Genomic DNA, 25282 nt, shown 5'->3' with positions numbered 1-25282 from the left:
TTTGCCGAATCAGTATTCAGCAATCGAATGATGTTGGAAAGAGGCGAAGGTGAAATTCTAAGCGCGGATCAACACTTGATAACATACTGGTTACATTTGTGTGATCGCAATAACGTTTGGCGTTTTGAGGGAATTGCCAAACAATCACGGGGCGACTAGCGCCCCGGATAACAGATTATGGTTGTTTATTCGCCAGGCGATCGTTGCGGCGGTTGACCCAGGCGTTAATCAGCAAGGTAAGCGTCAGGATGCCCGCCACCACGCCCAGCGATACGCCGATCGGGATGTGGAAGAAGTCGATAATCAGCATCTTGATGCCGATAAACACCAGAATCACCGACAGGCCGTATTTCAGCATCGAGAAACGCTCCGCCACGTTGGCCAGCAGGAAGTACATGGCGCGCAGGCCCATGATGGCGAACAGGTTGGAGGTCAGGACGATGAACGGGTCAGTGGTCACGGCGAAGATCGCCGGAATGCTGTCCACCGCGAAGATCACGTCGCTCAGCTCTACCAGGATCAGCACCAGCACCAGCGGGGTGGCGAACAGGATGCCGTTGCGGCGCACGAAGAAGCGCTCGCCTTCCAGGTTGTCGGTCATGCGCAGGTGGCTGCGCAGCCATTTCACCAGCGGCTTGTCGCCGATCGCCGAGTCATCTTCCTTCGCCAGCGCCATTTTGATACCGGTGAACAGCAGGAAGGCGCCGAACAGATACAGCAGCCACTGGAACTGGCTGACCAGCCAGCTGCCGGCGAAGATCATGATGGTACGCAGCACGATCGCCCCCAGCACGCCGTAGATCAGCACCCGCCGCTGCAGGTTGGCCGGCACGGCGAAGTAGCTGAACAGCATCAGCCAGACGAACACGTTATCCACCGCCAGCGCTTTTTCGATCAGGTAGCCGGTGAGGAAGGCCAGCGCCTGGGTATCGGCGACGGCGCGCCCGGCGGTTTCATTCAGGTAGTACCAGAAACCGAAATTGAACAGCAGGGAGAGGCTGACCCACACCAGCGACCAGCTGGCGGCCTGCTTCATAGACATGGTGTGCGCGCCTTTACGGCCCTGCAACAGGAGATCGATTGCGAGCATCACGACTATGACGGCGGCGAAGCTGCCCCATAACCACGGTGTGCCAACGGAATTCATCATCAGAGGTATCCTTCAAAAACAAAAACGGCCAACGTCGGAAGACGCCAGCCGCTCTGTGAACGCTGCAAGCAAACCTCGCCTTCCGGCAAGGTCTCACTTACAACGTTGATGAAGGTGGTTACACCTTTGACATCAGGTTGCCCGGTAACCGGATGCTTGCGCATCGTAATGACGATTGACCGGCAATGAAGTTACTCCCCTTTGCAGAGCAGAAAGTAATGCAAAATGTGTCGGCGGTCAACGTGAATCGCGTTAGCCGGCCATCGCTTTTTGCGCGCCGAGGCTGACGACGAATCCCTGCAGCAGCAGGCGGCTGAACGGCGTGTCGCTAACCTGTTGTTGTTGCTGTTGATAGCGGGCTTGCTGCTCGGGATGCAGTTCGCCGAGCCACTGCAGATACTGGCTCATCACCGCGCCGTTGAATTCCGGGTGGAACTGGGTGGTCAGGGCGTGATCGCCATAGCGCAGGATCTGGTGCGCGTCCTGCTGCGAACGCGCCAGCGTCTGCGCGCCGGCGGGCGGCGTCAGCACGCTCTGCGAGTGGATAAGATTGGCCTTGAAGCGCGGCGGCAGCAGGGTGAGGCGCCGATCGTCGGCCGCGGCGGGCAGCAGTTCGATCTCCAGCGTGCCGACCTCCATGCCCTGCGGGTGATAGCCCACTTCGCCGCCGAGCGCGTAGGCCAACAGCTGGTGGCCGTAGCAGACGCCGAACAGCGGCAGTTTGATCGCCATCGCCTGACGCAGCCATTCGGCGGCCTCCTCGCTCCACGGCAGCCGTTCGGTCACCATCGCCGGCGAGCCGGTGATGACCACGCCGCAATAGGCGGCCGGCGGCAACGGCCTTTCGCCGGCGGGCAGATGCACGATGTGCGCGCGTTCGGCGTCGATATTCCCCTGTTGCAGGAACATGCCATCAAAGTTGGCCAATTCCTGACGAATGGCCTGCGGCGCGTCGCCGGTTTGCATCACGAGCAGCGGTTTCATCTCATTCTCCGTCGGCGGGGAAGACGACGCCGGTCTGGCGGCGGATGTCGGTCAGCAGGCGGGCGACGATCAGCGAATTCTCCAGCCCCGGATGTTCCACCTGACGCTGCTCAACCCGCTCGGCGAAAGCCAGCGCTTCATACAGCATGGTGTTGATGTGCTGCGTCTGGCTCAGGTCCTGCCGGTTGCCGCCGCGCGGCGTCAGCGCCACGCCCTGACACTCGGAAATCTTGTCGATAATCAGCGTGCCTTCTTCCCCCTGGATTTCGCTGGGGATCGCCGAGTCGCTGACCTTGGAATGGGAAAGCGTGACGTCGAAATCGCCGTAGTTCAGGCAGACGGTGCCGTGGGCGTCCACGCCGGTATCCAGCAGCGTGGCGCTGGCCAGCACCGACTGCGGCGCACCGAACAGCGCTACGGCGCTGGCCAGGCAGTAGTAGCCGATGTCCATGATCGAGCCGTTGGAAAACTGCGGGTTAAAGGTGTTGGGATTCTCGCCGGCGAGATAGCGCGGATAGCGCGAAGAGTATTGGCAATAGTTGATAAAGGCTTTGCGCAGCCGGCCGACTTTAGGCAATGCCTGCTGCAGCGCCAGGAAATTCGGCAGATAGGCGCTTTTGAACGCCTCGAACAGCACCACCTGGTTTTCCCGCGCGCAGGCGACCAGTTGTTCCGCTTCGCGCTGGTTGGAGGCCAGCGGTTTTTCGCAGATCACGTGCTTTTTATGGCGCAGGAATAGCAGCGATTGCGGGCAGTGCAGGGAGTTGGGGCTGGCGATATACACCGCGTCTATGGCGTCAGACTGCGCCATCGCCTCGAGCGAGTCGAAAAACTGCGTGACCTGATAGTTGGCGCCAAACGCCTGCGCCTGTTCCAGCGAGCGTGAATACACGGCGCTCAGCTTGAGTTTGCCGCTTTCATGGGCGGCATCGATAAAACGTTCCGTAATCCAGTTGGTGCCGACGACGGCAAAGCGAATCATGGCGAGCTCCGGTCCAGGCCTAAAACCGCAGATTATCACGCCCTCACTCGCTATGCATACAGCTCGCCAAACAGCGAAAGGTGCGTCAGATACAGCCGGGTATCGAACTCCAGCTGGTGGTAATCCGGCTCCATATGGCAGCACAGGCTGTAGAACGCCTTGTTGTGATCTTTCTCTTTCAGGTGCGCCAGCTCATGCACCACGATCATGCGCAAAAAGGGTTCGGGCGCGACCTTGAACACCGTCGCCACGCGGATTTCCGCCTTGGCCTTCAGCTTGCCGCCCTGCACGCGCGAGATGGCGGTGTGCAGGCCAAGCGCGTGCTTCATGACGTGGATCTTGCTGTCGTAGGCCACCTTGCTCAGCGGCTGGGCGTTGCGCAGATACTGGTTTTTCAGATCGACGGTAAACTGATACAGCGACTTGTCGGTGGTGCAGCCGTGCACCTGCGGGTAGCGCTGTAGCAGCACGTCTCCCAGCCGGTTTTGATGGATCAGTTGCTGCACCTGACTTTGCAGATGCGTTGGGTAGCCTTGCAGGTAGGTCAATTCAGACATTCTTGTTCCGTATCAACGGCCATTCAGTCGGTCATTCTATGCTGTTTTTTCGCTCAAATCCTGGCATACGCAATTTATCCGAAAAAACATTTTACTGACGGGCGTTTTTAGGGGATAAACAGCCCAAATTTTATCAGTCAGGAGGGGCAATGAGCCAACTCGATCTGGGAACACAGCAACTTGAGCTGGAGCGTTATCCCCAACAAGAAGAATCCACCCAACTGCAGGCGTGGGAAGCGGCGGACGAATATCTGCTGCAACAGCTTGAAAACGTAGATATCGGCGGCCGTCCGGTGCTGATTTTCAACGATAACTTCGGCACCCTGGCCTGTGCGTTGCACGCGCATCGCCCTTACAGCGTCAGCGACTCCTACATGAGCCAGCTGGCGACGCGCCACAACCTCAAGCTCAACGGGCTGGATCCCGAGCAGGTTACGCTGCTGGACAGCCTGGCCGAGCTGCCGGCGGCGCCGGCAGTGGTGTTGATTCGCGTGCCGAAGGCGCTGGCGCTGCTGGAACAGCAGCTGCGCGCGCTGCGCCACGTCGTGACCGAAGACACGCTGATCGTCGCCGGCGCCAAGGCGCGCGACGTGCATACCTCGACGATGCAGCTGTTTGAAAAGGTGCTGGGCCCGACGCGCACCAGCCTGGCGTGGAAGAAAGCGCGCCTGATCTTCTGCCAGGCGGCGGACATCGTCCCGCCGGCGGCGGCGGAAACCACCGACTGGCCGCTGGACGGCACCGATTGGCTGATCCATAACCACGCCAACGTCTTCTCGCGCGGCAGCCTGGATATCGGCGCGCGCCTGTTTATGGAGCATCTGCCGCGCGGCCTGAACGGCCATATCGTCGATCTGGGCTGCGGCAACGGCGTGATTGGCCTGACGGCGCTGGCGCAAAACCCGGAAGCGCAGGTGACCTTCGTCGATGAATCTTACATGGCGGTGGCCTCCAGCGAACTGAACGTGGAGCACAACCTGCCGCAAGAGCTGGATCGCTGCCAGTTTGAGGTGAACAACGCGCTGGCGGGCATCGAGCGCGAAAGCGTGCAGGCGGTGCTGTGTAACCCGCCGTTCCACCAGCAGCACGCCATTACCGATCACACCGCCTGGCAGATGTTCTGCGACGCCAAGCGCTGTCTGCAGGTGGGCGGCGAATTGCGCATCGTCGGCAACCGCCACCTCGACTATCACCAGAAGCTCAAGCGTCTGTTCGGCAACTGCACGCTGGTGGCCTCGAACAAGAAGTTCGTGATCTTGAGAGCGGTGAAATCCGGCGCGCGTCGCTGAGCGTGATGACCAAGGGGCGCCAGGCGCCCCTCATGCTGTTGACAAAGGGGGGAAAAAGCGTGGTTTTTCCCCCCTTTGTGGATATCAGCCGAAAATCAATAAATTGATTTTCCTTGTTTTCTATTCGCTGCTCTCTGCCACCCAGCATGGGGATGAGGTTTGTCATCAATGTCAGGGGCGCTGTGCGCCCCTTTTTTACAGCGCCATCGCCAGCCGCGTCCCCTGATCGATCGCGCGGCGGGCGTCCAGCTCGGCGGCCACGTCGGCGCCGCCGATCAGATGCACGGTTTTCCCCATCGCCAGCAGCGGCTGCTGCAGCTCGCGGCGCGGTTCCTGCCCGGCGCAAATGACCACCGTGTCCACCGGCAGGCAACTCTCTTGCTCGGCGCGGGTGATGTGCAGCCCTTCATCGTCGATCAGCCGATAGCTGACGCTGTTGAGCATCTTCACGCCGCGCATCGCCAGGCTGGCGCGGTGGATCCAACCGGTGGTTTTCCCCAGGCCTTCGCCCACCTTGCTGGTTTTGCGCTGCAACAGGTAGATCTGCCGGGCGGCGCGTGGTGCCAGCGGGCCTTGCGCCGCCAGCCCGCCGCGCTGCTCAAGGCGGCCGTCGATGCCCCATTCGCGGTTGAATTCCGCCTGATCCAGGCTGCTGGACACGCCGTGCTGGCTGAGGTACTCGGCGGTGTCGAAGCCGATGCCGCCGGCGCCGACGATCGCCACCCGCTGGCCGACCGGTTTTTTATCGCGCAGCACGTCCAGATAGCTCAGCACCTTGGCGTGGCCGATGCCGGGAATATCCGGGGTGCGCGGCACGATGCCGCAGGCGAGGATCACTTCGTCGAATTCGCTTAAATCCGCCGCCTCGACCTTGACGCCCAGCCTGACCGTCACTTCACGCAGCGCCAGTTGGCGGCGGAAGTAACGCAGGGTTTCATGGAATTCTTCCTTGCCGGGGATCTGCTTGGCGATGTTGAATTGGCCGCCGATCTGCTCGGCGGCGTCGAACAGCGTCACCTGATGGCCGCGGCTGGCGGCGGTGGTGGCAAAGGCCAGCCCGGCGGGGCCGGCGCCGATCACCGCCAGTTTTTTCGGTTTCTCCGTCATTGTCAGCGGCATTTCGGTTTCGCGGCAGGCGCGCGGGTTGACCAGGCAGGAAGTCAGCTTGCCTTCAAAAATCTGGTCGAGACAGGCCTGGTTGCAGCCGATGCAGGTATTGATCTCGTCGGCGCGCCCTTCGGCGGCTTTCTGCACAAAGGCGGCGTCGGCGAGGAACGGACGCGCCATCGACACCATGTCGGCGCAGCCATCCGCCAGCACCTGCTCGGCCACCGCCGGATCGTTGATGCGGTTGGTGGTGATCAGCGGGATGCCGACCTTGCCCATCAGCTTGCGGGTCACCCAACTGAACCCGGCGCGCGGCACCATGGTGGCGATAGTCGGAATACGCGCTTCGTGCCAGCCGATGCCGGTATTGATGATCGTGGCGCCCGCCTGTTCAACCGCCAGCGCCAGCTGTTCGATCTCCTGCCAGCTGGAGCCGTCTTCCACCAGATCGAGCATCGACAGCCGGTAGATCAGAATGAACTCCGCGCCCACCGCCTGGCGCACCGCCCTGACGGTCTCGACGGCGAAGCGCATGCGGTTGGTGAAGCTGCCGCCCCATTGGTCGTCGCGCTGATTGGTACGCGTCGTCAAGAATTGGTTGATCAGGTAGCCTTCGGAACCCATCACCTCAACGCCGTCGTAGCCGGCCTGTTGCGCCAGCGCCGCGCAGCGGGCGAAGTCGGCGATGGTCTGCTCGATCTCCGCTTCACTCAGCGCGCTCGGCGTAAACGGGTTGATCGGCGCCTGCAGGGCGGAAGGGGCGACCAGCTTGGGTTGATAGCTGTAGCGGCCGGTGTGCAGGATCTGCAGCGCAATTTTGCCGCCCGCCAGGTGGACGGCTTCGGTCACCGGGCGGTGGTGAGGCAATTGCTCCTCGCTGTTGAGGATCGAACCGCCGCGAAAAACCACGCCCTGTTCGTTCGGGGCGATGCCGCCGGTGACGATCAGCGCCACGCCGGCGGCGGCGCGCTCGGCATAGAACGCGGCCAGGCGCTGCGGGCCGTCGGGCAGCTCTTCCAGGCCGGTATGCATCGATCCCATCAGCACCCGGTTTTTCAGGGTAGTGAAGCCGAGATCCAGCGGCGCCAGCAGGTGAGGGTAATTGCTCATTGCACTCTCCATCGGGTGAAATCGGGGCCCGTTGTTATAATTATGTGAACACAAGTGGTCGGATGAGATAAATCTAGCCGTTGTCGCGCCGCTTGGGAATCTGTGTTGCGCCGAATGTGATAGACGTCATGAATCTCAGACACTGTTTGCATAACGAACAAAAGATCGGTTAACCTTTGCGCGTTGCAAATTCCTTCTCTCTGCGGAGCCATAACCGAAAATGAACAACCACACCTGTTGATATCTGGTCCCACGCCGTGCGCTCTCGCGCCCTGTGGGGATGTTTTGATCTCATTCAGGAGTGCTTATGGCTCATTTTGCGCAGTCCCCTTATTTCGTTTTACATCAACTGACCTGCCAATTTGCTGACGGCGAAACGCTGTTCGGCCCGCTGGATCTCGCTTTCGATCGGCAGCGCTGCGGCCTGGTAGGGCGCAACGGCGTCGGCAAAACCCAGCTGCTGCGCCTGATCGCCGGGCGGGATCGGCCGGGCAACGGGCACGTCGAATCCCATGCCGCATTGGCTTACGTTGCGCAGCAGCCGGAGATCGCGGCCGACACCACGCTGGCGCAGCTGCTGGGCTACGGCGAGGTGTTCGCCGCACTGGCGCGCATCGAGCAGGGGCGGCCATTGGCGGACGACATCGATCGTCTGGAAGGGCGCTGGGATCTCAACGATCGCCTGCAAAGCGCCTTCGCCGCCGCCGGGCTGCCGGCCTTCGATCCGTTGCGATCCGCGTGCGACTTGAGCGGTGGCGAACGGATGCGCGCGGCGCTGTGCGGCGCTTTTCTGGGGGAGGCGGATTATCTGCTGCTGGACGAACCGACCAACCACCTCGACAGCGCCGGGCGCGCCTGGCTGTATCAGCAACTGGAGCGGTGGCAGGGCGGGCTGCTGATCGCCAGCCATGATCGGCAACTACTGGGGCATATGGAGCGCATCGTCGAACTGACGCCCGGCGCGCTGCGCAGCTACGGCGGCAACTACGACGACTACCGGCGCCAGCGCGACACGGAGCAGCAGGCGGCGCGCGCCGATCTGGAGCATGCGCGCGAGGAGCGCCGCCGTACCCGCGCCCGTCAGCAGAAAGAGCATGACATGAGCCAGCGGCGCTCGGCGCAAACGCTGCGCGTCGTCGATACGCTGAATATCGCCTCTTTCGAACGGGTGGCCTACAAATCGGCGGCGAAGGAGAGCCTCGGCACGCTGCGCAAACAGCATCAGGACCAGCGCGACAGCCTCGATGCGGCGGTGCGCGAGGCTTATCAGCGGGTGGAAGAGGAACAGCCGGTGTTGCTGGCGCTGCCGGGCAGTGATGTGAGCGCGAACAAGCAGGTGCTGGTGCTCGAGCAGCTGCAGCTGCCGTTCGTCAGCGCGCCGCCGCTGGATCTGCGTATCGACGGCCCGATGCGCGTGGCGTTGACCGGCCCCAACGGCTGCGGAAAATCCACCTTGCTGAAAACCGTTCTCGGTCAGCTGACGGCGCTTTCCGGCCATTGTCATTGCCCGCTGTCGACGGCCTACCTCGATCAAACTCTGTCGCAGCTCGACCCGAGTCTGTCGGTGATGGACCATCTGGGGCTGCAGGATTCGCCGCTGGCGGAAGGCGCGTTGCGCACTCGGCTGGCCCAGCTGCAGCTTGGCGCGGATCGCATCGCGCTGCCGCTGGGCTCGCTGAGCGGCGGCGAACGGCTTAAGGCGGCGCTGGCCTGCGCGCTGTGGCGGCGACAACCGGCGCAGCTGCTGTTGCTGGACGAACCGACCAACCACCTGGATCTGGCGTCGTCGCTGGCGATCGAAACCGCCCTGGCAGATTTCCCCGGCGCGATGCTGGTGGTGTCGCACGACGAAGACTTCCTGCAGGCGCTGCGGCCGACGCACCGCCTGCACCGGCAGGCGGACGGTTGGCGGCTTCAGGCCTGGTAACGCGCGAAGGCGGCCCTAAGGAGCCGCCTTTTTCATTTCGGGCGCGTTGATGCACGCCAGCAGCTGGGTGAAGGCGGCGGCCATCTGCTCTTCCGGCACGCAGGCAAACCCCATCAGCAGGCCGCGCCGGCGGTTGGGCTGCATGTAGTAGCGCGACAGCGGCCGCACCAGCACCCCGCGCGCGCCGGCGGCGGCGGCGATCGCCACGTCGTCGGCCTCGTCCGGCAGGTTGAGGATCAGATGCAGCCCGGCGTTGCTGTTGAACTCGCTGAGCGCCTGTTTGCCGAGGTGCTGTTCGATCAAGCCGGTCAGGAAAGCGCGCCGCCGGGCATACAGTAGCCGCATGCGGCGGATATGCGCGGTGTAATGCCCCGCCTGAATAAACTCCGCCAGCGCGCTCTGGATCAGCAGGTGCCCGCCGCGGTACAGCTCGGCGTGGGCGGTTTTCAGCGCCTGCACCAGCGGCGGCGGCAACACCACATAGCCGAGGCGCAGCGCCGGATAGAGCGTTTTGCTGAAGGTGCCGATATAAATCACCGGCGCGTCGGCCTCCAGCCCTTGCAGCGCCGGGATCGGTTGGCCGGAAAAGCGGAATTCACTGTCGTAATCGTCCTCGACGATCCAACCGCCGGCGTTGCGCGCCAGCGCCAGCAGCCGTTGGCGGCGCGCCAGGCTCATCACCGAGCCGAGCGGATACTGGTGCGACGGAGTGACGAAAATCAGGCGGGGCGGGGTGGTCGGCTGCTCCGGCGGCACCAGCCCGGCTTCGTCCACCGCCAGCGGGCAGATGTTCAGCGCATTGATGCGCAGGATATTGCGGATCCCCCAATAGCCCGGCTCTTCGATCCAGGCGTCATCCCCCGGATTGCACAGCATGCGCGTCACCAGATCGATCGCCTGATGGATGCCTTCGGTGATCAGGATCTGTTCCGGCGAACAACGCACCGAGCGCGCCACCCGTAAATACTCCACCAACGCATGCTGCAGCTCCGGGCTGCCGCCCTGATTGCTGTAGGTCAGCCGCTGCGGCGCCGGGCGGCGGCTGAGGCGCGCCTGGATCTTGCTGAACAGCTGATGGGGAAAGGCGTTGACGTCGGGCACGCCGGGAATGAATGCTCCCCACTGTTTGGGGCTGGCGCTGGCGTGGTGCAGCAGCGTGGCGCCGCGTTCCGACAGTTCGACGCGCCGCGGTTGCCCGCTGCCGTCGGCCGGCGCGCCGCCGGTGGAGAGGCAGCTGTCCGGCACCGTGTCGGCGACGAAGGTGCCGCTGCCGGCGCGCGCCGATACGTAGCCTTCCGCCAACAGTTGTTCATAAACGGTTAATACGGTGTTGCGGGACAGGCTGAGCTCCTGCGCCAGATCGCGCGAGGCGGGCAAGCGGCTGGAGGGCGGCAGGCTGCCGTCGAGAATGCTGGTGCGGATCGCGTTGTAAAGCCGCTTATGCAGCTTGTCATCGGGCTGCTCGCCGAGGCGCTGCAGCAACAGATCACCACTCAATGAGCGCAATTGGATCCCTCAATTATTCGTAACTGGCACTCGATTATAGGGCCACATCCTGTGTAAATAAACGGCATTGTTTCACGAATGTGAACGAAACGTGTAACTGGCACCGACCGGAGAGAACAGCATGAAAAACGCAGAATTGAACCAACGCCGTCAGGACGCCACCCCGCGCGGAGTGGGCGTGATGTGTGGTTTTTACGCCGAGCGCGCAGAGAACGCCACGCTGTGGGATGTGGAAGGCAAAGAAGTGATCGACTTCGCCTCGGGGATCGCCGTGCTGAACACCGGCCACCGCCACCCGAAGGTGATCGCCGCGATTGAAAAGCAGCTGCAGGCCTTCACCCACACCGCCTATCAGATCGTTCCTTACGAAAGCTATGTCACGTTGGCGGAGCGCATCAACCAGCGCGCGCCGATCGCCGGCCCGTGTAAAACCGCCTTCTTCACCACCGGCGCGGAGGCGGTGGAAAACGCGGTGAAGATCGCCCGTGCTTACACCGGCCGCCCGGGGTTGATCACCTTCGGCGGCGGCTTCCACGGCCGCACCTACATGACCATGGCGCTGACCGGCAAAGTGGCGCCTTACAAACTGGGCTTTGGCCCATTCCCCGGCTCGGTGTTCCACGGCCAGTACCCGAACGCGTTGTACGGCGTGACCACCGAAGACGCGATGAACAGCCTGGATCGCCTGTTTAAAGCGGATATCGATCCCAAGCAGGTGGCGGCGATCGTGCTGGAGCCGGTGCAGGGCGAAGGCGGCTTCAACGTGGCGCCGGCCGAGTTCATGCAGGCGCTGCGCGCGCTGTGCGACCAGCATGGCATCCTGCTGATCGCCGACGAAGTGCAGACCGGCTTCGCCCGTACCGGCAAGCTGTTCGCCATGGAGCACTACAGCGTTAAACCGGATCTGATCACCATGGCGAAAAGCCTGGCGGGCGGCATGCCGCTGTCGGCGGTGGCGGGCCGCGCTGAGGTGATGGACGCGCCGGCGCCGGGCGGGCTGGGCGGCACCTACGCCGGTAACCCGCTGGCGGTGGCCGCGGCGCATGCGGTGCTGGACGTGATCGACGAAGAGCAGCTATGCCAGCGCGCCCAGCGCTTGGGCGAGCACCTGGTGGAAGTGTTGCAGCAGGCGCGCAAAACCAGCCCGGCGATCGCCGATGTGCGCGCGCAAGGCTCGATGGTGGCGGTGGAGTTCAACGATCCGGCTACCGGCAAGCCTTCGGCGGAGATCACCCGTCAGGTGCAGCAGAAGGCGATGGAAGAAGGGCTGCTGCTGCTGAGCTGCGGCGTGAACGGCAACGTGATCCGCTTCCTGTATCCGCTGACCATCCCGGACGATCAGTTCACCAAGGCGATGGGCATCCTGTCCCGCGCGCTGGCTCACTAAGGAGCGAACGGCATGAAATTGAACAATCCCGAGCTGTTGCGCAGCCAGTGTCTGATCAACGGTGAATGGTGCGATGCCCTGAGCGGCAAGCGCGAAGCGGTGATCAACCCGGCCACCGGCGCCGAACTGGCCAGCATTCCGCTGGTCAGCGAAGAGGAAACCCAGCAGGCGATCGCGGCGGCGCAGCGGGCGCAAAACGACTGGAAACAGCTGACCGCCAAGCAGCGTTCTGCGCTGCTGTTGGCCTGGGCCGACAAGGTGCTGGCCGCACAGGAAGATCTGGCGCAGCTGATGACCGCCGAGCAGGGTAAATCGCTGGCGGAAGCGCGCGGCGAAGTGGCCTACGCCGCGTCGTTCATCACCTGGTTCGCCGAAGAGGCCAAGCGGGTGGACGGCGCGGTATTGCAGGCGCCGCAGGCTTCGCAGCGCTTGGTGGTGGTGAAGCAGCCGATCGGCGTGTGCGCGGCCATCACCCCGTGGAACTTCCCGGCGGCGATGATCACCCGCAAGGTGGCGCCGGCGCTGGCGGCGGGCTGCACCATCATCGTCAAACCTGCCGAGCAAACGCCGCTGACCGCGTTGGCGCTGGCCAAGCTGGCGCAGGACGCCGGCATTCCCGCCGGCGTGTTGCAGGTGGTGACCGGGGAAGCGGCGCAGGTGGGCAAGGTGCTGTGCGACAGCCCGGTGGTGCGCAAGCTGAGCTTTACCGGCTCGACCGAGGTCGGCCGCATTCTGATGGCGCAGTGCGCGCCGAGCATCAAGAAGCTGTCGCTGGAGCTGGGCGGCAACGCGCCGGTCATCGTGTTCGACGACGCCAATCTGGACGCGGCGGTGGCGGGCATCATGGCCTCCAAGTTCCGCAACAGCGGCCAGACCTGCGTTTGCGCCAACCGCATCTACGTGCAGGACGGCATCTACGAGCGGCTGGCAGAGAAACTGGTGGCGGCGGTCGAGCAGTTGAAAGTCGGCGACGGCAGCCAGGAAGGCACCACCCAGGGGCCGCTGATCGACAGCGATGCGGTGGCGAAGGTGCAGAGCCATATCGACGACGCGCTGATCAAAGGGGCGCAGATCGCCACCGGTGGCCAGCCGCACGCGCTGGGCGGTACCTTCTTCCAGCCGACGGTGGTGACCGGCGTGACGCAGAAAATGCGCTTCGCCAAAGAAGAGACCTTCGGGCCGGTGGCGCCGCTGTTCCGCTTCCATGACGAGGCGGAAGCCATCGCCATGGCCAACGACACCGAATTCGGCCTGGCCGCCTACCTGTTCACGCAGAACGCCGCGCGCCAGTGGCGCGTGCCGGAAGCGCTGGAGTACGGCATGGTCGGCATCAACACCGGGCTGATTTCCAACGAAGTGGCGCCGTTCGGCGGCGTGAAACAGTCAGGGCTCGGGCGTGAAGGATCGCGCTACGGGATAGAAGAATATCTGGAGCTGAAATACCTGTGTATCGATGTGAGCCGTTGAGCGTCAGGACGTTAACCCATCCCGGCGGCCAGCGTCGCCGGGCGATAAAGGATGATGCATGTCTGATAATACCTCTGTTTCTCCGGCGCTTGCCGCCGGGGTGCGAGCACCTGCACCCGCCAAATCGTTAAGTTTCCTTGAAGGGGTGGCGATGATCGTCGGCACCAATATCGGCGCCGGGGTGCTCTCCATCGCCTACGCCTCCAGCAAGGCCGGTTTCCTGCCGCTGCTGTTCTGGCTGGTGCTGGTGGGGAGCCTGACCACCATCACCATGCTGTACGTCGCCGAATCCACGCTGCGCACCCGCGCGCATCTGCAGCTGAGCGGGCTGGCGAAGCGCTATGTCGGCGGCCTGGGCGCCTGGCTGATGTTCGCTTCGGTGTGCGTCAACAGCGTCGGGGCGCTTACCGCTTATATGACCGGCAGCGGCAAGCTGCTGCAATCGCTGTTCGGCATTTCGCCGGCGCTGGGCAGCCTGCTGTTCTTCGTGCCCGCCGCCGGCGTGCTGTACCTCGGTTTGAAAGCGATCGGCCGCGGCGAGAAGTTCATCAGCATCGGCATGGTGGTGATGCTGACAGCGCTGGTGGCGGCGACGCTGCTGAAAGACACCACCCAGATGCGCAACCTGCTGGACGGCGACTGGCGCTTTATGGTGCCGGTGTTCAACGTGGTGGTGTTCTGCTTCTCGGCGCAGTACATCGTGCCGGAAATGGCGCGCGGCTTTGCCGACAAGCCGGAGCAGTTGCCGAAGGCGATCATCGTCGGCATGGCGGTGACCTTCATTTTGCTGGCGGCGGTGCCGATGTCGGTGATCGCGCTCAGCGGGCTGGATGGCATCTCCGACGTGGCCACCATATCCTGGGGCCAGGCGCTGGGGCAGTGGGCGTTCTTCTCCGCCAACATCTTCGCGCTGTGCGCGATGCTGACTTCCTACTGGGGATTGGGCGGCAGTTTCCTGACCAATATTTTCGACAAGTTCCGGCTGGGCAACGACGAGCTGCCGCTGCGCCGCTTCGGCGTGCTGCTGCTGGTGGTGGTGCCGCCGTTCGCGCTGGCCTACAGCGGGCTGGTGTCGTTCGTCAACGCGCTCTACTTCGCCGGGGTGTTCAGCGGGGTGATCCTGTCGATCATGCCGATGCTGATCCTGCGCGGCGCACGCAAACATGGCGACCAGACGCCGCGCTGGCAGTGCAACTGGATCACGCACCCGCTGCTGCAGATCAGCATTGTGCTGCTGTACCTGGCCAGCGCGGTGTACGCCATCGCTTCATTGTTAGGCTATCTGCCCTCTGGATGGTGATTTGCCTTCCCTCAAGCAGTGATGTTGTTTCTCGGCATTGAGAACGGCGGCGTCGTGGCCGCCGATTTTTTTCTCAGGCGCGCCGCTTTGCCGACAGCGCCAGCCAGGCCTGCACCGACGGGCGCTGCCACTGCTTGTGCGCATAGTGGCGCAGGCGCTCCGGCACCGGATCGCCGTGCATCACCAGCCGGTTGAGCATCAGCGCCAGATCGGTGTCGGCGATGCACCACTCCCTGAACAGATTGTCCTGCCCGTGGCTCAGCAGCTTTTCGACGGCGTCGATCAGCTTGCGTGCGGCCCCCTGTGCGGCTTCGGACAGCGGCGGGAACTTGCCGTTGTTGAACACCACCTCGGTCGAGCGCTCGGCGCGGATCGGCAGCAGATCGCTGCGCAGCCAGGCCTGGATCTCGCGCGCCTTGGCGCGCAGCTTCACGTCGCGCGGGTACACGGCGTGGGCCGGATGGATGTCCTCCAGGTATTCGGCGATCGCCGAAGACTCCGAGAGCTGAAACTCGCCGATGGCCAGCGTCGGCACCCGGCGGGTGAGCGACAGCGCCGCGTAGGCCGCCTCTTTATTCTCTTCTTTCGCCAGATCCACCGTCTTCACGGTGAACGGAATGCCTTTTTCCGTCAGCACGACAAAGGCGGACATGGCGTACGGGCTGAAAAATTCACTGTCGGTGTAAAGCTCGGTGATCGGTTGAGACATCGGCGGTTCCTCGGGGTTAAGGGGAGAACATTCATCATTGTCGAGGGATGGCTAAAAATCAATCTGTTAGGTCAAAAGTTGTTTGATGCCGCGGCCTGCAGCGCCGTGAGTTCCTTCCGGATGATGTGATATATTTGTTGCCAACACGTGAATTGAGCCGTATTGGGTAACATGAAGACGCAGTGGATAGAACGAGTAAAAGTGGGATGCGCGCGCCTGTGGCCGCACCCGCTGGCGGTGGGCAAGCGAGAGATGCTGATTTCCAGCGTCGGCGCCGGTTTGGGGCTGATGCTCGCCGGCTGGATCAGCCACTTTATTTTGGGCGAGGTGAACCTGTGGTTTATCGCGCCGATGGGTGCCTCGGCGGTGTTGCTGTTCGGCGTGCCCAACAGCCCGCTGGCGCAGCCCTGGTCGATCGTCGGCGGCAATGCGGTGGCGGCGACGGTGGGCGTCAGCGCCGGCCTGCTGATCCCCGATCCGGGGCTGGCCTGCGGCATAGCGGCGGCGGTGGCCATCGGCCTGATGTTCAGGCTGCGCTGCCTGCATCCGCCGGGTGGCGCGGTGGCGCTCACCGCTATCCTCGGCGGCCCCGGCATTCATCAGATGGGCTACCACTTCGTGCTGTATCCGGTGCTGCTGAACTCGGTGCTGCTGGCGGCGCTGGCCATTCTGTTCAATAACCTGGCCGGGCGACGCTACCCGCACGCGCTGGCGCCGGCGGAGGCCAAGCCGGCCAATCTGCCGATCGATGCCGTGTCCATCACCCGCGGCGATCTGCACGAGGCGCTGATGGAGGGGGATCTGTTCGATATCGACGAGGACGATTTGCAGGAGATCCTGCTGCGCGCCGAGCAGCTGGCGCATCAGCGGCAAAGCAAAACTGCCTGATCAGCCCAGCGTTTTGCGGTAAAACACTACTCGCTCCGTTTCGGCAAAGCCCAGCGCCGCATGCAGGCGCTGGGAGTCCAGATTGGCGATATCGGTATCCGACGCCAGCTCGCTGCACCCCTGTTGCTTCGCCCACTCCTGCACCTGCGCGATCAGGCGCGCGGCCCAGCCCTGGCGGCGGGCGCGTTCGGCGGTATAAATCCCTTCCAAAAACGCCACCGGCGACGATTCGCAGCCGTTGACGTAATCGTAGCGCAGCGCGACCTCGGCAAAGGCAACGAAAGTGCCGTCCAGCCCCCGCGCCATAAACGCGGTGTGGTGCGGCGAAGCCAATATCTCGCGCATTTCCGCGCGGTGCTCTTCAGGCGAGCCGGACGGCCACAGCGCGGTGCGCAACGCCAGCCAGGCGTCGAGGTTGTCGTGGTCGCAGATGACGATCATGCGGGATCCTTATGAGTCGGAATAAATCAGGAATGCCGAGAGAGAAGTGTGGCACGCAGGCGGGAAACAAAAAAGCCACCCCGGACAGGATGGCTTGTAAGGCTGTGAAAACAGCAAAAATTTGGTGGCCCCTGTTGGGTTTGAACCAACGACCAAGCGATTATGAGTTCCTACAAAAACAACCGAAAATCAATAGATTGCCTTTGTTTTCAGTGACATATTGGGCCAATGTAGGCCATTCATATGACATCATGTGCCAGTTCTACCGCCATTCTATCGCCATTTGTAGCCAGAGGATTTAACCGTACTGCGTCCTCTAAATGGTCGGGGGCAAAGTGAGCATAACGCATTGTCATTTTTATGTCCGTATGACCTAAAACTCTTTGTAGTACCAGTATGTTACCTCCATTCATCATGAAGTGGCTGGCGAACGTGTGCCGTAGAACGTGAGTTAACTGGCCCGCGGGAAGTTCTATGCCAGTTCTTTCTAGGGCGGCTCGGAACGCCCCATAGCAACTAGTAAAAAGCCCCGTCTGTGGTTTGTTCTGGCTAGGTAGAGAATCGTACAGCTCTTTACTGATAGGCACTGTCCGGTTTTTCCTGCCTTTAGTATTGATATATGTGATTTTGTATTTTGACAGCTGGCTTTTTCTGAGCCCTTCGGCTTCTGACCAGCGTGCGCCGGTAGCAAGACAAATTCTTACAACCTTTTCGAGATCAGTATTCTCGTGACGTTGGCATTCAGCCAGCAGGAGGGCAATCTGATCTCTATTGAGCCAGGCCATCTCCATTTCTTCAGTACGAAAAGGGCGTATGTTTTTTAACGGATTATCGCCTTTCCACTCACCAAGGCGGTTTAGTTCATTGAATACGGCCCGAAAATAGGCCAACTCGAGGTTTAGCGTGCGAGGGGAAACCTCTTTCACTCTGTTGGAACGGGCATATTCACCTTTCAGCCTTTTTTCCCTGTAACGGGAGAACATTTGAGCATCGAAATCGCGAGCCAGTGGTTCCCCCATACAGTTAAAAGCATGATGCATGGATAATTGTCGTTTTAACCCATCTTTCAGGGTTATGCCGTGGGCGCTATACCATGAGTCCACGAGTTCTTTGACTGTGCGCCGATCCTCTTTCTCTTCTTGCCACGGGTTTTGTATGGTGTATTGCTCAAAGGCTAAGGCTTCACCTTTGGTTGCGAACTTTTTTCTGATCCGCTTACCCCTAGCCCCATTCGGATATAGCTCGCATACCCATCCGCCAGCAGGAATCTTACGGACAGCCATTAGTTAACCTCGCTGTAAATGCCAGCAATACGTCCAAGTATGCGGATCTCATCAGTTAAGCACTCAAACGGAACCTTCCCGCCAGCCACATGGAGCTTTTTACCGGGTAATACGGTTAGCTCTCGGATGCTAATTGCCCCCTCAATGTCTACCAGCCAAGTCCCATCTGCTAGCGAGGCTGATTTATCTATGAAGTGCAGCTTTCCATCGGTTCGAACTGCAATACCGTCAGTAGGTTTCTTACGGAAAAAGTTAGGATCGATGCTCAAGCGGTCATCTTCTCTTAGCTCGCCGTCCTCAAGAGTGAATAACTCAATCTCAAGTGGGGATTCTTCCGTGGTTTTATTCTCAAATTTCGAGCCTTCACCAGTAAGAAGCCATTTAAGACTTGCACCAGTCTCTATGGAGCAGAGAGCTGCATAGTCATAAGAGATAGTGCCTCTCGTATAGCGATTTTGGAGAGAACTTGCAGAAATATCAAAGTGATGGGCTAGCTGAACTTTCTGCGTGAAACCATAGACATCGCAGATGCGCTCGAGGATTTTGATAGGTTCAAAACTAGTCTCTCTGATACTCATAAGTTAATCCAAATGTTGACCAATGCTAAAAAGTTCATTAGATTGCTCGTTAGTGAATTGTCTGTATTGGCCTACATTGGCAAATGGGCGGTCAATACTGGTTAAAGTTGGCAAATAGGGAATCATGCATTATGGCTTCTGAGATCGCAATCTTCAAAATCGCCTCCCCCATTGTGACGTTAAAGGAATTCGCGGAGCTAGAAGGCGTTTCTACTCGTACTGCTCGTCGCTGGAGTACTGGTGAAACCCCGTGTTTACCTATTGAACCCCGCGTTATCCGTAAAGGATGCAAGAAAGCAGGCGGCCCGATCCGTATCTACTACGCACGCTGGAAAGAAGAGCAGTTGCGTAAAGCGTTAGGGCATTCACGTTTTCAACTCGTCATCGGTGCGTGATTCACTTTAAGTGAATTCATAGGGGTAAAGTATGTTTGATTACGCCATTTCTAAACATCCGCACTTCGATGAAGCCTGCCGACAGTTTCCAGCTCGCCACAATGTGACGGCGCTTGCTAAACAGCTCGGCATGAACGCCCAGACGCTGCGCAACAAATTGAGTCCGGGCCAGCCGCATCAGCTCACGTGTGCCGAACTGCTGGCGATCACTGACGCTACAGAGGATTCCAGCCTGATTGATGCCTTGCTGGCACAAATCAACTGCATGCCGTCCGTGCCTGTCAATGAGGCTTGCGCCGGAAATATTCCAACGTATGCACTGCAGGCCACGGCCGCAGTTGGCAGCATCGCCGCCGCCGCCGTGCAGGGCGACCACAAAACGCCGGTACGCAAAAGCGCACTGCTTGAAAGCGTCAACACGGCGATCCGCCATTTGTCGCTGATCGGCTTGACCGTTCAGAACCGCATCCAATCCACCCCGGCTCTGGCCTCCACCGTTGACGTGATCAGCGGGCTGAGTGCTGTTGCTGGTTTAAGCTGAGGTGATCACCGTGGTTATTTCTATCGCTCCACTGCTGAAACAACAAAGTCCATCGCGGCATTTTGAACACGGTTTCATTGAACTGCCGGGCGGCAAGCGCTGGCGCCCACGTCACGATCAGGCGGCCTTACTGCGTGGCCTGTCAACGGTTAAGCCAGTTTCACCGCTGCGCCGTTTTTTCTGTCGTTAATTGGGGCTGTCATGTTGTTGGCTACTGAAACACAAAAAGCGATCGGCATTAAGCGCATTTCACAGATTAAGCGTGAGCTGTTCCCGCATAAGCGGAATCAGGCGCAAGAGGCTTTTGATAAGTCGCCGGAACATATCCGCAGAACTGTTTGTTTTCATGCCGGGCTTAAAGAGCGGCATATAAAAATGAAGTTTGCAGAAATGAGTTATTCAGAGCGTAAACAAATTGTGTGGGCGCTGAATGACCTGATTGATTTATCAAAAACCTTGCCGCGATTTATCAGTGATGATGATTGCGAATTAAACGTTAATTAACCGCATTGCGTAATTCTGGCGTTAACCCGCCGGGCATCGCTTTGCCTGAAATAAGGAATTTACGATGAAAGAATCTTTGCTTCTTACTCCAACTTTAACCAGCTCGGCAAATAATGCCTTTCAGCGTGGTGTTGTCGCTGGTACTTGCCGCGCGGTTTCTGCCTTAACGAATGAGTTTCAAGATTTGTTAGATAGCGCGCGTGTTGATGAACGTAAAAACCAATCACAGGTAGCTGCTGCGCGTTTGGTTCGGCTGGCGGCCCACATCACCCAAGAGGGGTTAACCGCGGTCGAGGCTGTGGAGCTGTTGCGCCAAGAGGCTGAAGCCATCGAGCATCAAGCGCAGGAGCTGCACTAATGGCCGACTTGATGGACTACGAACAGGAGCGGCAAGCGCTGGTACTAAACGCGCAGATCGCCAACGCCCGCAAATCCTCCGCGCTGCCTTCTGCTTTCGTTTGCGAAGAATGTGACGCGCCGATTCCAGCCGCGCGCCGCGCTGCCGTTCCCGGCGTTGATACATGCGTAAGCTGTCAGCAGATCCGCGAGACGCAAAATCACCTTTACGCGGGGAAGGCATGACGGAGTTCTTTATTTTGTTCGGCCTGCTGGCGTTGCTGGCAGGTCATTTTATTGCGGCTGATTTGAGCGATTCAGAATTTGCACGCAGACCAGAAAACCAAAATTACGATTAAGGAAATAACATGGAAATTAAAATCGGCTCTGAGTTTGTTATCACCAGCGATAACCTGCAATTCATTCTTAATACGGTGAAGGTAGGGAAAACAGGAAAAAGCGAAGGTCAAGAGCGTTACGAGGCTATCGGCTATTACCCTACGATTAACCAGCTTGTGAACGGCCTTATTCATCACAGCGTCCGTAATTCCAGTGTTAATAGCATTGCATCATTGGGCGCGGAAATAGGTCGCATTGGCAACCTGTGCCAAGAGGCTTTTGCGGTGTGTGAGGCTGCAAATGGACAATAAGCTGAGCAAGCCGGTGGCGTGGACTGACGCTGAAGAGCTGCGCGACCTAAGCAAGCATCGTTGTGCGTACATGTTCATTATCGACCCTGCAAATCCATATCACGATCCACGGCGCCAACAGATGCTCTACTCGCACGAGTACGTATCCGCCTTGCTACAGCGCATCGCAGGCCTTCAAGAAGTTGTTGTGGCGCTGCGCGAGTGGATCGATGCGGTGCCGGATGAAGTAGCCGCAAGCCTGCCAACAATGCCGGGCGTTGATCGCGACTGGGTGGATTCAATTATCGGGGAGGTGGCGCAAAAGCTGGCAACGCCGCTAAAAGTAGGCTTCACCGTAAAGGGTGATTTCTGCTCTGCTTGCAATGAGCGTTACTGCGGCAACTGCGCCCACGCCAACGGCGCGAAAGTGCAATGAGCCAAGCGGCTACCGCCTACGCTTACCCATGGAACGAACCGCGCCCGGCAGTTGCCGGGCCGGTAAGACCGCTTACCCGTGAGGAACTCGCTCAGGGGCAAGCTGTTTTAACCAATATTCGTCGCCTGCCGCGCTTCCTCAGCGCCATGTTCCTGACGCGTTACACCAACTTGCTCAAGAGCAAAGGGCTGCACGACGCCAACAAATGGCTGGTATTCCAGTTCGATCGCCGCATCTGGCCGCGCCTGCAAACGGTGAGCGCCAAAAATGCGATGAACCTCGCCGCGTCAATGCGGTTTTCTGCTGAAGTTGATAATTACGCAGCTCTGCCCGGCATGGATGACAAAGAGTTACGCCGCCTTGCCGATCGCGTGGCCGGTCAGCTTCTGCAGAATTACGAAGATTACTGCGATGAGTTTGTGGCGGAGAACGGCGGCGACAATGCCGGGCTTTTCGAAGATGCCACCCAATCCGAATTTTATGGCCGCATTGCCGGTATGGCGCGCGCCTTCAACATCACCCCTATGCACTGGCGCAAATACCGCAAGGGCAAACTGGATGCTCGGTCAGCGATTGCCAGCCTGTCACGGTTGGTTAATTCCGAGTGGTGGGAACGCCAGCTGAAGGCCCAGCGCACGCGCTGGCGCGAGGCGTTGCTGATCGCCCTGGGTAATGTGAACCGCGGGGCGTCGTCGTATGCCAGTAAGCAGGCTATTCGAGATGTGAAAGCGCGCCGCCAGTCCAATTTTGATTATCTGAATAGCCGCGAGCTTGAGAACGTCGAAACTGGCGAACGCTTCAGCCTCATCGACAAGGTGATGGCAAGTATCTCTAACCCGGAAATTCGTCGTATGGAGTTAATGGCGATGATCGCCGGTGTTGAGCAGGCCGCCGCTATCCGTGGCGATAAAGGGATGTTTATCACCATCACCACCCCATCCAAATATCACCCGACGCGCGCCGTCGGCAAGAACAGCCCGAAGGTGCATTTTAATCACAAATGGGATGAAGAGGCGTACACGCCAAAAGACGGCCAGCGCTATCTTGTGAAGCTGTTTAGCAAGATCCGCACAGCGTTTAAAGATGCGGGCCTGCAGGTCTATGGCGTGCGCGTTGTCGAACCGCACCATGATGCGACGCCGCACTGGCATATGATGCTGTTTACCCCCAAAAAACAGCGCCAGCAGGTGATCGACATCATGCGCCGTTATGCCATGGCTGAAGATGGGGACGAGCGCGGCGCCGCCAAAAACCGGTTTGACTGCAAGCACCTGAACAAAGGCGGTGCGGCGGGCTATATCGCCAAATACATTGCAAAAAACATCGACGGCTACGCGCTGGACGGCGAACGCGATCATGAAACCGGCGAGCTGTTGACTGATACGGCGGCCGCCGTCACCGCGTGGGCGTCAACATGGCGTATCCCTCAATTCCACTTTATCGGCCTGCCGTCGCGCGGCGCATGGCGTGAGTGCCGCAAGATCCGCTCTGTCAGTTTGGCCGATGAGTTCGACGAAACCGTTGAGGCGGTGCGCGCTGCTGCTGATGCCGGTGACTTTGCCGCTTACATTCTGGCGCAGGGTGGCCCTAACGTTGCCCGCGACGATCAGACTGTGCGTGTAGCCCGCAGGGTTGCCGACGAGCGCAACGCCTATGACGAAGAAGTGCAGAAAATCGCGGGAATTTTTGCCCCGCATATCGGCGCCGATCGCGTTTATGAAACCCGCACCACGCAATGGCGCATCGTCGCTAAAGCCGTTGCAGTTGAGCCTTTGACTTTGAAAAGCGCCTCCGGCGCGCCTCGGAGTCCTGTCAATAACTGTGGGTTGGTCGGCAGCGGTGACGCCGAAAATATGCAGGATGGGGAGCCTGTAGAGGCCGTGGCGGTGCTGGAGCACGCACCGGAAACCCCAATTGACTGGGATGACATGACCGTTGCACGGTGTGTTATGGCGCGTTTACGGGCAGATGCCCCGCAGATAAACAGGCAACAGAGAAGCATTGACCTATATAGCAGGCCGGAGCCAGCTCCTTCAGCAAGATTAACCGCTGCTGAACGCGATCGCGTTCCCAGAATTTACTCAGAGCTGGCACTACACGGCATCGAGCCAACACGCTCGGAACTGGAAGCACTGGCACGCGGCGCTAAAGTCAAATTTGGTGATATTTCAATGCACTATCCAGCGGTTAATGATTGGTCAGGCTTTTAATAATTAGTTGCGGATGCAAAATTTATGGGTAATACTGTATATGCATACAGTAATTAAGCATCGGAGGAACAGGGTGCATTTACCAGCAGCGGAAGAAATTGTTTTTTTAGAACGTATTGAACTCATCGCCCGTCTGGGGGTTTGTTATGAGAGCCAACCAAAAGATAAAGAGATTGCGTTGATATGGATTTCAGAACTGGCGGGGGAGATGAAAACCAGCATTGCCCCTGAAAAAGCAGAAGTGATCAGGCAGCTTGCCACGATCTCTTAATCCATAGGTGACGTATGAGACGAGATTTAAACTTAGCCGGGGCGTTTATGGATGCGCTTAACTTCAATGAGAACGGCAAGGGCCGCCGCATAAAGACCGTTGATTTCATTCAAGCTGCAAACCGGCTCGGTACACACCTAACGCCTGAAGAGGCGAATTACTACATCAAGCACCAGTCCGGCCACGTTTTCCGGCTGATTGACGAGGGGCGTTATCAGCACAACACATACCTCTATCTGGGTTAAAAATTGTATTTTCTCAGACTTGATTTTACATTGTCACAGCACAGAGTGTAACCTAACAGGACAGCTTTGTGCCAAGAGCAGACGTTGAGGAGAAGATTATTTTGATGCGAAATATTTGCGTAATATTTTTTCTAATAGCGAAAAAACGACAGTCACCCTTTTGGGAGTAATCAGCTGGTAAGGCCGATATAAATAAAATTGCCATTTCTCCTGTCGCAGTTCAGGCAGTGGGAGAACAAGTTGGCCGCTTGCTAAGTACTCCCTACAGATAAAATCGCTGGATTGTACAACCGTTTTCCCGGCCAATGCAGCCTGAATCTCGGCGTATGGGTCTGTAGTATAAAACTCAATATGACGAGGGACAAAAGTATTCACTGCGTCACTCATAAACTCAAATGATTTTCCCGTCTCAGGATTAATTAAACCACTGAATGGATAACGCTGTCGAAGATCTTCTAAATCAGTTGGTGCTCCCAGGCGCGCAATGAGTTCAGGGGACGCAACCAGAATATGTTCAACTTGCCCGATATTTTTAATTATAAAGTTTGGATTAGGTTCTCGCCCTACACGTATACCTATATCGATACGATGCTCGATAGTATCAAGTTTCATCATGTCTAAACGCCAGTCGATAAATAACTCAGGATATGGACGTAGTGCAGTCAATAGTTCATACAAGATTTGTTCATGATTTGGAAATCGAAGTAATGTGATACGAACAATACCCTTAATTTTATTATCATCTTTCGCTGTCTGAAATAGTTTTTCAGAATCTTCCAGCAGGCGCTTCGCTTGGGGTAAAAATAACTCACCGAAACTGGTGAGAAAGATCGAACGAGTATTGCGTTTGAAAAGAGGTTCACCAAGCTGTTTCTCCAACTCAGCGACTGTTCGGGTTACTACTGATGGTGAAACTGACAGCTTTATGGCTGCTTCGCGGAAGTTCAGGGTTTCAGAGGCAATGATAAAAAACTTTAGAGCATCAAGTTTGTTCATGATTGTTGTGAAAATTGCAATAATGTATTTTGATAATAGCAATTAATTTGCAAC

28 protein-coding genes are annotated in these 25282 nt (G+C 58.9%); 17 read left to right on the top strand and 11 right to left on the bottom strand.

Features of this window, described 5'->3' with window-relative positions; translation table 11 throughout:
• Window positions 1-175: 175 nt before the first annotated feature.
• The 4 genes from SSARUM_RS20905 to SSARUM_RS20890 all read right to left on the bottom strand — a co-directional run bounded on the left by SSARUM_RS20905 (window position 176) and on the right by SSARUM_RS20890 (window position 3673).
• Window positions 176-1150 (bottom strand): TerC family protein, encoded by a 975-nt coding sequence (locus SSARUM_RS20905; RefSeq protein ID WP_033649013.1) that lies wholly within the window; start codon window positions 1148-1150, stop codon window positions 176-178.
• A 252-nt stretch (window positions 1151-1402) separates the two neighbouring features.
• On the bottom strand, window positions 1403-2134 hold the full coding sequence (locus SSARUM_RS20900) for a glutamine amidotransferase (protein ID WP_015379152.1): 732 nt from the start codon (window positions 2132-2134) through the stop codon (window positions 1403-1405).
• A 1-nt stretch (window position 2135) separates the two neighbouring features.
• Window positions 2136-3116: a Gfo/Idh/MocA family protein gene (locus SSARUM_RS20895; protein ID WP_060430964.1), complete on the bottom strand. Its 981-nt coding sequence runs from the start codon at window positions 3114-3116 to the stop codon at window positions 2136-2138.
• A gap of 50 nt (window positions 3117-3166) precedes the next feature.
• Complete coding sequence (locus SSARUM_RS20890; protein ID WP_033649016.1) at window positions 3167-3673, bottom strand: M48 metallopeptidase family protein; 507 nt, start codon at window positions 3671-3673, stop codon at window positions 3167-3169.
• Between the two features lie 149 nt (window positions 3674-3822).
• On the opposite strand from SSARUM_RS20890, the gene rlmG reads away from it, so the two are divergent.
• Window positions 3823-4962, top strand: coding sequence for a 23S rRNA (guanine(1835)-N(2))-methyltransferase RlmG (rlmG, locus tag SSARUM_RS20885; protein WP_033636091.1), 1140 nt, complete (start codon window positions 3823-3825; stop codon window positions 4960-4962).
• 195 nt (window positions 4963-5157) lie between these two features.
• Here the strand turns inward: rlmG and SSARUM_RS20880 are convergent, their stop codons facing one another.
• Complete coding sequence (locus SSARUM_RS20880) at window positions 5158-7179, bottom strand: oxidoreductase (protein ID WP_060430966.1); 2022 nt, start codon at window positions 7177-7179, stop codon at window positions 5158-5160.
• A 307-nt stretch (window positions 7180-7486) separates the two neighbouring features.
• Here SSARUM_RS20880 and SSARUM_RS20875 point away from each other — a divergent pair, with 307 nt between their 5' ends.
• Window positions 7487-9106, top strand: a complete 1620-nt coding sequence (locus SSARUM_RS20875) for an ABC-F family ATP-binding cassette domain-containing protein (RefSeq protein ID WP_060430968.1) — start codon at window positions 7487-7489, stop codon at window positions 9104-9106.
• 15 nt (window positions 9107-9121) lie between these two features.
• On the opposite strand, the gene pdxR is transcribed toward SSARUM_RS20875, so the two are convergent.
• Window positions 9122-10612: a MocR-like pyridoxine biosynthesis transcription factor PdxR gene (gene pdxR, locus SSARUM_RS20870; protein ID WP_033654788.1), complete on the bottom strand. Its 1491-nt coding sequence runs from the start codon at window positions 10610-10612 to the stop codon at window positions 9122-9124.
• Between the two features lie 121 nt (window positions 10613-10733).
• Between pdxR and SSARUM_RS20865 the strand changes: the two genes are divergently transcribed.
• The 3 genes from SSARUM_RS20865 to SSARUM_RS20855 are packed head-to-tail and all read left to right on the top strand — an operon-like array spanning window position 10734 to window position 14766.
• On the top strand, window positions 10734-11999 hold the full coding sequence (locus SSARUM_RS20865; protein ID WP_060430970.1) for a 4-aminobutyrate--2-oxoglutarate transaminase: 1266 nt from the start codon (window positions 10734-10736) through the stop codon (window positions 11997-11999).
• Window positions 12000-12011: 12 nt separating this feature from the next.
• Window positions 12012-13466 (top strand): NAD-dependent succinate-semialdehyde dehydrogenase, encoded by a 1455-nt coding sequence (locus SSARUM_RS20860; RefSeq protein ID WP_033649022.1) that lies wholly within the window; start codon window positions 12012-12014, stop codon window positions 13464-13466.
• 58 nt (window positions 13467-13524) lie between these two features.
• Entirely contained in the window at window positions 13525-14766 is a 1242-nt protein-coding gene (locus tag SSARUM_RS20855) for an aromatic amino acid transport family protein (RefSeq protein WP_039569357.1), read from the top strand.
• A 73-nt stretch (window positions 14767-14839) separates the two neighbouring features.
• Here SSARUM_RS20855 and yfcF read toward each other — a convergent pair whose 3' ends face one another.
• Entirely contained in the window at window positions 14840-15475 is a 636-nt protein-coding gene (gene yfcF / locus SSARUM_RS20850; protein ID WP_033636084.1) for a glutathione transferase, read from the bottom strand.
• Between the two features lie 171 nt (window positions 15476-15646).
• Between yfcF and SSARUM_RS20845 the strand changes: the two genes are divergently transcribed.
• Window positions 15647-16363, top strand: coding sequence for an HPP family protein (locus SSARUM_RS20845; protein WP_060430972.1), 717 nt, complete (start codon window positions 15647-15649; stop codon window positions 16361-16363).
• Here SSARUM_RS20845 and aac(6') read toward each other — a convergent pair whose 3' ends face one another.
• The 3 genes from aac(6') to SSARUM_RS20830 all read right to left on the bottom strand — a co-directional run bounded on the left by aac(6') (window position 16364) and on the right by SSARUM_RS20830 (window position 18665).
• The gene (gene aac(6'), locus SSARUM_RS20840; RefSeq protein ID WP_033654785.1) at window positions 16364-16804 is read right to left on the bottom strand and encodes an aminoglycoside 6'-N-acetyltransferase; all 441 of its coding nucleotides are present in this window, start codon (window positions 16802-16804) and stop codon (window positions 16364-16366) included.
• Window positions 16805-17043: 239 nt separating this feature from the next.
• The gene (locus SSARUM_RS20835; RefSeq protein WP_033649027.1) at window positions 17044-18087 is read right to left on the bottom strand and encodes a phage integrase; all 1044 of its coding nucleotides are present in this window, start codon (window positions 18085-18087) and stop codon (window positions 17044-17046) included.
• Complete coding sequence (locus SSARUM_RS20830; protein ID WP_033649028.1) at window positions 18087-18665, bottom strand: phage repressor protein CI; 579 nt, start codon at window positions 18663-18665, stop codon at window positions 18087-18089. The genes SSARUM_RS20835 and SSARUM_RS20830 overlap by 1 nt, the downstream gene beginning before the upstream one ends.
• A gap of 131 nt (window positions 18666-18796) precedes the next feature.
• On the opposite strand from SSARUM_RS20830, the gene SSARUM_RS20825 reads away from it, so the two are divergent.
• The 11 genes from SSARUM_RS20825 (at window position 18797) to SSARUM_RS20775 (ending at window position 24232) form a co-directional block, all read left to right on the top strand.
• On the top strand, window positions 18797-19060 hold the full coding sequence (locus tag SSARUM_RS20825; protein WP_071998162.1) for a hypothetical protein: 264 nt from the start codon (window positions 18797-18799) through the stop codon (window positions 19058-19060).
• Between the two features lie 31 nt (window positions 19061-19091).
• The gene (locus SSARUM_RS20820; protein WP_033649029.1) at window positions 19092-19601 is read left to right on the top strand and encodes a phage regulatory CII family protein; all 510 of its coding nucleotides are present in this window, start codon (window positions 19092-19094) and stop codon (window positions 19599-19601) included.
• A gap of 10 nt (window positions 19602-19611) precedes the next feature.
• Window positions 19612-19791 (top strand): phage filamentation protein Fil family protein, encoded by a 180-nt coding sequence (locus SSARUM_RS20815; protein WP_049279101.1) that lies wholly within the window; start codon window positions 19612-19614, stop codon window positions 19789-19791.
• An 11-nt stretch (window positions 19792-19802) separates the two neighbouring features.
• Entirely contained in the window at window positions 19803-20105 is a 303-nt protein-coding gene (locus SSARUM_RS20810) for a hypothetical protein (protein WP_031221632.1), read from the top strand.
• A gap of 64 nt (window positions 20106-20169) precedes the next feature.
• Window positions 20170-20463, top strand: coding sequence for a DUF2732 family protein (locus tag SSARUM_RS20805; protein WP_033649030.1), 294 nt, complete (start codon window positions 20170-20172; stop codon window positions 20461-20463).
• Complete coding sequence (locus SSARUM_RS20800) at window positions 20463-20687, top strand: TraR/DksA C4-type zinc finger protein (RefSeq protein WP_023460307.1); 225 nt, start codon at window positions 20463-20465, stop codon at window positions 20685-20687. Before SSARUM_RS20805 ends, SSARUM_RS20800 begins: the two co-directional genes overlap by 1 nt.
• Window positions 20688-20809: 122 nt before the next feature.
• The gene (locus SSARUM_RS20795; protein ID WP_015379131.1) at window positions 20810-21091 is read left to right on the top strand and encodes a DUF5405 family protein; all 282 of its coding nucleotides are present in this window, start codon (window positions 20810-20812) and stop codon (window positions 21089-21091) included.
• Window positions 21081-21506: a hypothetical protein gene (locus SSARUM_RS20790; protein ID WP_033649031.1), complete on the top strand. Its 426-nt coding sequence runs from the start codon at window positions 21081-21083 to the stop codon at window positions 21504-21506. Before SSARUM_RS20795 ends, SSARUM_RS20790 begins: the two co-directional genes overlap by 11 nt.
• Window positions 21503-23716: a replication endonuclease gene (locus SSARUM_RS20785; protein ID WP_140926695.1), complete on the top strand. Its 2214-nt coding sequence runs from the start codon at window positions 21503-21505 to the stop codon at window positions 23714-23716. The genes SSARUM_RS20790 and SSARUM_RS20785 overlap by 4 nt, the downstream gene beginning before the upstream one ends.
• A gap of 73 nt (window positions 23717-23789) precedes the next feature.
• Window positions 23790-23987, top strand: a complete 198-nt coding sequence (locus tag SSARUM_RS20780; protein WP_033649105.1) for a hypothetical protein — start codon at window positions 23790-23792, stop codon at window positions 23985-23987.
• Window positions 23988-24034: 47 nt separating this feature from the next.
• Window positions 24035-24232 (top strand): hypothetical protein, encoded by a 198-nt coding sequence (locus SSARUM_RS20775; protein ID WP_139818298.1) that lies wholly within the window; start codon window positions 24035-24037, stop codon window positions 24230-24232.
• 96 nt (window positions 24233-24328) lie between these two features.
• Here the strand turns inward: SSARUM_RS20775 and SSARUM_RS20770 are convergent, their stop codons facing one another.
• Window positions 24329-25228, bottom strand: a complete 900-nt coding sequence (locus SSARUM_RS20770; RefSeq protein ID WP_033649106.1) for a LysR family transcriptional regulator — start codon at window positions 25226-25228, stop codon at window positions 24329-24331.
• Window positions 25229-25282: the final 54 nt, after the last annotated feature.

Source organism: Serratia sarumanii (genome assembly GCF_029962605.1).
Classification (GTDB): domain Bacteria; phylum Pseudomonadota; class Gammaproteobacteria; order Enterobacterales; family Enterobacteriaceae; genus Serratia; species Serratia sarumanii.
Note: the sequence above shows the minus strand (reverse complement) of the source record. Positions and strands in the feature narration are given on the sequence as shown.